Genomic DNA, 6,969 nt, shown 5'->3' on the forward strand with positions numbered 1-6,969 from the left:
CAGCACAGACCCGCGCAGCGGCCGTACGGGCTGCCGGCTACTGGGCCATGTCGACGAAGCGGCTGTAATGCCCCTGGAAGGCGACGGTCACGGTGGCGGTGGGGCCGTTACGGTGCTTGGCCACGATCAGGTCGGCCTCACCGGCGCGCGGCGACTCCTTCTCGTAGGCGTCCTCCCGGTGGAGCAGGATCACCATGTCCGCGTCCTGTTCGATCGATCCCGATTCGCGCAGGTCGGACACCATGGGCTTTTTGTCCGTTCGCTGCTCGGGACCTCGGTTGAGCTGCGACAGCGCGATGACCGGGACGCCCAGCTCCTTGGCCAGCAACTTCAGCGAACGGGAGAACTCCGACACCTCGACCTGGCGGCTCTCGACGCGCTTCCCCGACGTCATCAGCTGCAAATAGTCGACGATCACCAGGCGCAGGTCGTGCTGCTGCTTGAGCCGGCGGCACTTGGCGCGGATCTCCATCATCGACATGTTGGGCGAATCGTCGATGAACAGCGGGGCCTCGGCGACCTCGCTCATCCGGCGGGCGAGGCGCGTCCAGTCTTCGTCCTGCATGGTGCCGGACCGCATCGCGTGCAGCGCCACCCGCGCCTCCGCGGACAGCAGCCGCATCGTGATCTCGTTGCGCCCCATCTCCAGGCTGAAGAACGCCGACGCCAGCCCATGCTTGATCGACGCGGCCCGCGCGAAGTCGAGCGCCAGCGTGGAATTGTGCGTCGGGATGCAGGACCGTCCGGCCAGGTACATATGGTCGACGTTGTCGACCTGGACGCACCGAACCGGCACGCTCTCGACCGGCCGGACGTCCACGATGTACCGCACCCGCGCCTTCGGATGGACGACATCGCGCTGCCGCGCCGCCTTACCCGGCACCCGGAACACCGTCTCCGCGGGTGTGAACTCGATCTGGTAGCGGACGGAGGTCTCGCCCGAATCCCCCTCCATCCGCTTCGGCGTGATCGTCGCTCGATGGCCGAGGCTGAGAATCAACTCGCGCGCGTCTTCCGCCAGCCGCCTGCCCGCGAATCCGAGCTGGACCCGCCCGGTCTCCGAGACGCGCCCGGCTGTATCGAGCAGACCCGCCAGCAACGCCCGCCGCTGCCCCCCGGAGGCCCGCAGATAGACGCTCGGGATGTGCTTGTCGTGCACCAAGCCGAGTTGGACGAGTTGGTCGAGCAGCCCGGAAAGCTCGTACCGCCCCGGCGACTCCTCGCCGGACGTTCGCCCGCACGCCGCTTCGACCTCCGCGGCGACCTCGTCCTCGAAACCGGTGAGCCGGCCGCCGTCACCGTCACCGCGGCCCAGCCAGGCGCCCAGGACATACGGCTCGACGGGCAGGGCGGCCACGGGAAGCTGGAACGGGGCCGCCACTTCGACCGTGTGGCTCGTCCGTCCGGCCGCGCCGCGCCGCAGCGTCGCGAAGATCTCCTCGGTCGTCCTGATGCGCGGCTGACGCGTCGTCGCTTGTTTCCAGGGCGAGCGCCGCGCCGCGTTCTCCCGCCTCGGCCGCGCGTGCTCGCCGGGGGGCGAGGGGGCGGAGACCTTCCCAGCGGATCCGACCCGCTGGCCGGTGGAAACGCCGCTTCGCTGCGCGGATGCACGCCGGACTCTGGGCACCCGGTGCATCAGGTGCTCGGGACGTCGGCGGTCAGGGAGGGCGTCGGCATAACCGACCTGCTCCTGAACGACCGGACGCGGGGCCGCGCGGAATCTGGTCAGCGCCGTCAGCGCCGTCAGCGCCTTGAGCCGATGCTGCCCGTCCAGCGTGTAGGTGCCATCCCAGACCATGTCGACGCCTGGTGCGACGTCGACGCCGGATCGGCGAGACTCGGTCAAAGCTGGCTCCCGGCAGCTCCCGGTCACCTCGTTCCGATGGTGGGGACGCAGGTCAAGCTCGGGCCAAGCGGTGGTACGCCATTGGTGCTCGGCGTCGGCGACGATGACCTCGCCGTCCGAGAACTCGATCTCGTAGCAGGGACGGCCGTGCATCACGTCGGTCGCGGCGACGACGCGGGTCGGTTCGCCGTCCGCTCCGATCAAGTGATCACCAATGGACACGTCGCCCATGGTGGTCCACCCCGAGGGGGTTGGAAGCGGAGTTTTCAGGCAAACCGCCTTACCCATGGCGGGTCGGGCGGCGACCACGATCATCTGGCCGGGGTGGAGGCCGTTGGTGAGGGCGTCGAGGTCGGCGAAGCCGGTGGGGCAGCCGACCATCTGGCCGCCCCGGCTGCCGATCGCCTCGATCTCGTCCAGGGCGCCGGGCATGATCTCGCTGAGGGCGACGTAGTCTTCGCCGGCGCGCTTCTCGGCGATGGCGAAGACCTCGGCCTGGGCGCGGTCGAGGACCTCGTCGGCGTCGGCGCCGTCGGCGGCGTAGCCCATCTGGACGATGCGGGTGCCGGTCTCGACCAGCCGCCGCAGGATCGCCCGCTCATGGACGATCTTGGCGTAGTACCCGGCGTTGGCCGCCGTGGGCACGAGGGAGATCAGGGTGTGCAGGTAGGGCGCGCCGCCGATGCGGCCGATCTCGCCGTTCTTGGTGAGCTCGCCGGCGACGGTGACGGCGTCGGCGGGGTCGCCGCGGCCGTAGAGGTTGAGGATGGTGTCGTAGACGATCTGGTGCGCCGGGCGGTAGAAGTCGGGCGTGCGCAGAAGTTCGACGACCTCGGCGATGGCGTCCTGGGAGAGCAGCATCCCGCCGAGGACGCCCTGTTCGGCGGAGATGTCATGCGGAGGGGTGCGTTCGAACTCGGGTTCGGACGGTCCGATCTCGGCCACGCTCACCGTCGCACCCCCTTCATCTCGGTCGCCGGCGGCCCCGTCCGCCTCATCGCCGACCGTTCATCCCACGTCTACCTGAAGCGTCCGACATTCTCCCGAGGCCACGCGGCCGGGAGCAAAGCGTCCTGTGGACGAACCTGTGGACCGCCTGTGCAGACACGCCGATTCCGTTGTGCACGACCTGTGGACAACTTTGTGGATTCTCCGCGACCGACGCGCACGACAGCGCTCTGAAGTGCGGAAACGTCGTCCACCGGGTGTGCGGGAAAATAAGTTCGCCATCCCGGGCGATGTAAGGTGTGAAGTTTTTATGTGAGTTACAGGCTGGTAGCCTCGACGCGGTGTCCACTCCCCGGCGGCTCGCGTCCGCGCACGACCGCGAGATCCTGCGCCTCGCCGTGCCGGCCTTCGGCGCGCTCGTCGCCGAACCCCTGTTCCTGCTGTCGGACTCGGCGATCGTCGGGCATCTCGGAACCGCACCGCTGGGCGGGCTCGGAGTCGCCGGTCAGGCCCTGACCACGCTCGTCTACCTGTGCGTCTTCCTCGCCTACGGGACGACGGCCGGGGTGGCACGGCAGGTCGGCGCCGGGGATCTGCGCGCGGCCGTCCGGCAGGGCATCGACGGGATGTGGCTCGCGCTCGCCATCGGCGTGGCGCTGATCGTGGTCTGCTTGCCGCTGGTCCCCGAGGTGGTGGGCGCGTTCGGCGCGTCCCCTGACGTCGCCCCATATGCCGAGACCTATCTGCGGGTCAGCCTTTTCGGGATCCCGTCGATGCTGATCGTCCTGGCCGGGACGGGCGTGCTGCGCGGCCTGCAGGACACCCGGACGCCGCTCCTCGTGTCGATCGGCGGGTTCTCGGTGAACCTGCTGCTCAACGTGGTGTTCGTGCTCGTCCTGGACTGGGGGATCGCGGGTTCGGCGTGGGGCACCGTGGTCGCGCAGACGGCCAGCGCGGCCGTCTACGTCGCCGTCGTGCTGCGGGCGGCCCGCCGGTACGGGGCTCCGGTTCGTCCGGACATGGGCGGGTTGAGGACGTCCGCGACGGCGGGCTTCGGCCTGCTCGTCCGGACGGCCGCGCTGCGCATCGTGCTGATCGTCGGGACGTCGGTCGCGGCGCGGATGGGCGACGAGGAGATCGCCGCCTACCAGGTCGGATTCCAGGTGTGGACGCTGCTGGTGTTCGCGCTCGACGCCATCGCGATCGCCGGTCAGGCGATCACCGGTCGCTACCTCGGCGCGTCCGACCGCGCGGGCACGCGGGCCGTCACGCGGCGGATGGTGTGGTGGGGCATCGTCTGCGGCGTGGTCTTCGGGCTGGCGATCCTCGCGGTCCGGCCTTGGCTGCCCGGCCTGTTCACCTCGGACGACGGCGTCCGCGATCTGCTGCTCGCCTCACTGCTCATCGTGGCCGTGCTGCAACCGGTCGCGGGCGTGGTGTTCGTCCTGGACGGCATCCTGATCGGCGCGGGCGACGGCGCCTATCTCGCGGTGACCACGCTCGTCGCGACGGCCGTCTTCCTGCCCGCCGCGATCGTCCTCTACCGGGCGGACGCAGGGCTGACCGGACTCTGGGCGGCCATCGGCCTGTGGATGCTGACCCGGATGCTCACCCTGGGCCTGCGCGCCCGCGGCGACCGCTGGATGGTGACAGGCGCCGTCCGCTGACGGACACGCGCAACTGCCGCGCTACTGACCCCACGCAGACATCGACCACCAGGACGCAGGGTGCCGACCAGGGGCGATTCGCATGCCCGGCCGACCAGGGACGGCTGGCGTCAGCCGCCCGGGGACGGTTGGCGCCGGTCGCCCGGGGACGCGCGGCGCCGAGGGGCCGATTTCGCTAATCGCACGCGCACCGGCCATCACACTCGCTACTATTCGAACATGTGTTCCACGCACGGCGAGCGGATGGCCCGGCTGACGCAGGCGATCGACGACCTGGCGGCGGAGGGCCTGGCCGGGCTGCCCCCCGAAACCCTGGTGGAGCGGGTCGCGGGCATCTGGTCGCTCGTCGAGGGCATCGACCCCGAGATCGCCCGCCGCCGCACGCGCTACACCACCCCCGAAACCTGACCAGGCCCCGAGATCTGACATCGCACCCCACGACCACTGGCGACACCGGGCGAAGGGTGCCTCAGGTCAGGTCGTCCAAGGGAGGGAGGATCGGCAGGATCCCGTCGTCTCCGGTGGCGTTGTCGGACTGCCCCGACGCCCCGTCGAGACGCTTCGCGACGGCTCGGCGAAGGGCGGGCAGCCGGGCGTAGAGGACGTCGCCCGGGCAGGCGGTCCTGTTGTAGTCGCGGTGCCCGACGATGGCCTTGGAAGGTTCCAGGTCGTACGCCCGGCACAGCCAGACGCACACCTCCACCAGCGAACCCCACAGGCGGCGCGGGACCGCCTTCTTCATGTACGTGCCCTCGTTCTCGATCCCGATCGTGTGCTCGTTGTGGTGCAGGACCTGCGCGCCGATCGCGAGGCCACCGTTCCGGATGGCCTTGAGGCTTCTGTTCCGGCCCTCCATCACGATGCCGCCGCGGCTGATGGTGAGCTGCTGCCCGGCGTCGTCCCAGCGGTTCCTGTCCATGTGGATGTCTTGGATGAGCCGGGACAGCGCGAAGGCATGGGCGCGCGAAGCGTCCTTGGAGTTCGGCGTGGCGGTGTGGTGCACGACGATGTGGTCGGGACGGCGGCCGATCACCTTCGCGGCACGCCGCGGTGAGCGGGCCTTCCATTGCTCGCGGGTGTAGATGCGCGGAGCGTCCGCCGTGAAAAGGACGTGTTCGCCGGTTTCCGGGCGTTCGCCCGGCCCGGCGCGTCCCAGCCCGGTATCACCGGCGGAAAGATCGGCAGCCATGGCCTCATTCTGGACGGGAGGCGCCGCGGACAGCATCTCCAGCAGCCCGGCCCCCACGACGCCGCCGACGCCGCCGATGAGCGTCCGGCGCGTCACCGGCGAACGGTCGCGTTCCCGGGCGTCCGCACCGTCCTCCGAACACGCGTTCACCATCGTCCCCTTTCACCCCGTAAGGATCTTCTTACGGAACGTAGCCGGACGGTTGCGGATAGAACAAACCCAGGGCGGTTCGCGGACGTTTCACATGAAACGCGGAGAAGCACGACGACCCCCGCGCCCGGAGGGACGCGGGGGCCGTTCGGCGGACGACGTGTGTCAGGCCTCGACGACGTTGACGTCGATCGTGGCGTTGACGTCGCTGTGCAGGCGGACGCTGACCCGGTGCGTGCCGATCGTCTTGATCGGGTTCCCGATCTCGATGCGGCGGCGGTCCAGGTCGGGACCGTTGGCGGCGCGGACCGCCTCGGCGATGTCGGCGGCGGTCACGGCGCCGAACAGGCGGCCGCCGCTGCCGCTGCGGGTGCGCAGCGTCACCCGCAGCGCCTTGAGCTGCCCGGCGACCTCCTTGGCGTGCTCGACGGTCGCGATCTCGCGGGCCGAACGCGCCTTCTTGATCGACTCGATCTCCTTCTCGGCGCCCCGGGTCCACCTGATCGCGAACCCGCGGGGGACGAGGTAGTTGCGGCCGTAGCCGTCGCGGACCTCGATGACGTCACCGGGCTCGCCGAGCCCGGAGACCTGCTGGGTCAGGATGAGCTTCATCGTCTTTCCCCCTGCCTCAGCGCGCGGTGCTGGTGTACGGCAGCAGCGCCATCTCGCGGGCGTTCTTGATCGCCGTGGCGACGTCCCGCTGGTGCTGAGTGCAGTTGCCGGTCACCCGCCGGGCGCGGATCTTGCCGCGGTCGGAGATGAATTTCCGCAGCAGCCCGGTGTCCTTGTAGTCGACGTAGGAGATCTTCTCCTGGCAGAAAACGCAAACCTTCTTCTTCGGCTTGCGGGGAGGTGGCTTCGCCATCGTGGTGCTCCTTTGGGAGAGCCCCGCTCACGCGGGAATGGACGTTGTCATTGATCTTGCTGGTCGTGCACGGAGCGGCGATTCGCTCCGGAGGTCCGAAGGGCCCGTGGCGCACCGGCATGCGGCATGCCGGTGCTCCGGTGCTCCGGCCGGCTGAAGCGGCCGACCGGAACGGTCCGGGAGGTCAGCGGTTAGAAGGGCGGGTCGTCGGAGTACCCGCCGCCGCCACCGCCGCCGCCACCGCTGGTGGCCCAGGGGTCGTCGGCCGGGGCACCGCCCCCGCCCTGCTGGCCGCCGCCGAAGC

General features: G+C 70.0%; 6 protein-coding genes. 2 read left to right on the plus strand and 4 right to left on the minus strand.

From position 1 onward, the window contains the following. Window positions 1-37 precede the first annotated feature (37 nt). Window positions 38-2,797: a replicative DNA helicase gene (gene dnaB / locus ETD83_RS21160; protein ID WP_138646874.1), complete on the minus strand. Its 2,760-nt coding sequence runs from the start codon at window positions 2,795-2,797 to the stop codon at window positions 38-40. Window positions 2,798-3,135: 338 nt separating this feature from the next. Between dnaB and ETD83_RS21165 the strand changes: the two genes are divergently transcribed. Beyond that, the gene (locus ETD83_RS21165) at window positions 3,136-4,461 is read left to right on the plus strand and encodes an MATE family efflux transporter (RefSeq protein ID WP_138646875.1); all 1,326 of its coding nucleotides are present in this window, start codon (window positions 3,136-3,138) and stop codon (window positions 4,459-4,461) included. Between the two features lie 219 nt (window positions 4,462-4,680). Beyond that, on the plus strand, window positions 4,681-4,869 hold the full coding sequence (locus tag ETD83_RS21170) for a hypothetical protein (RefSeq protein WP_052357975.1): 189 nt from the start codon (window positions 4,681-4,683) through the stop codon (window positions 4,867-4,869). A 61-nt stretch (window positions 4,870-4,930) separates the two neighbouring features. Here ETD83_RS21170 and ETD83_RS21175 read toward each other — a convergent pair whose 3' ends face one another. The 3 genes from ETD83_RS21175 to rpsR form a co-directional block, all read right to left on the minus strand. Beyond that, on the minus strand, window positions 4,931-5,800 hold the full coding sequence (locus tag ETD83_RS21175) for a peptidoglycan recognition protein family protein (protein WP_230421056.1): 870 nt from the start codon (window positions 5,798-5,800) through the stop codon (window positions 4,931-4,933). Window positions 5,801-5,965: 165 nt separating this feature from the next. After that, window positions 5,966-6,412 (minus strand): 50S ribosomal protein L9, encoded by a 447-nt coding sequence (rplI, locus tag ETD83_RS21180; RefSeq protein WP_138646876.1) that lies wholly within the window; start codon window positions 6,410-6,412, stop codon window positions 5,966-5,968. A gap of 16 nt (window positions 6,413-6,428) precedes the next feature. Then, window positions 6,429-6,665 carry a 30S ribosomal protein S18 gene (gene rpsR / locus ETD83_RS21185; protein ID WP_019631633.1) on the minus strand — a complete coding sequence of 79 codons (237 nt, stop codon included), beginning with the start codon at window positions 6,663-6,665 and terminating at the stop codon, window positions 6,429-6,431. Window positions 6,666-6,969 lie beyond the last annotated feature (304 nt).

Origin of the sequence: Actinomadura soli, assembly GCF_005889715.1 — a bacterium.
In the GTDB taxonomy this organism is placed as follows: domain Bacteria; phylum Actinomycetota; class Actinomycetes; order Streptosporangiales; family Streptosporangiaceae; genus Spirillospora; species Spirillospora soli.

What these genes read in the sequence shown, in the direction of transcription:
- ETD83_RS21170 (WP_052357975.1), top strand. Translation starts at nt 4,681, where the DNA reads ATGTGTTCCACGCACGGCGAGCGGATGGCCCGGCTGACGCAGGCGATC.
- rplI (WP_138646876.1), bottom strand. Translation starts at nt 6,412, where the DNA reads ATGAAGCTCATCCTGACCCAGCAGGTCTCCGGGCTCGGCGAGCCCGGT.
- rpsR (WP_019631633.1), bottom strand. Translation starts at nt 6,665, where the DNA reads ATGGCGAAGCCACCTCCCCGCAAGCCGAAGAAGAAGGTTTGCGTTTTC.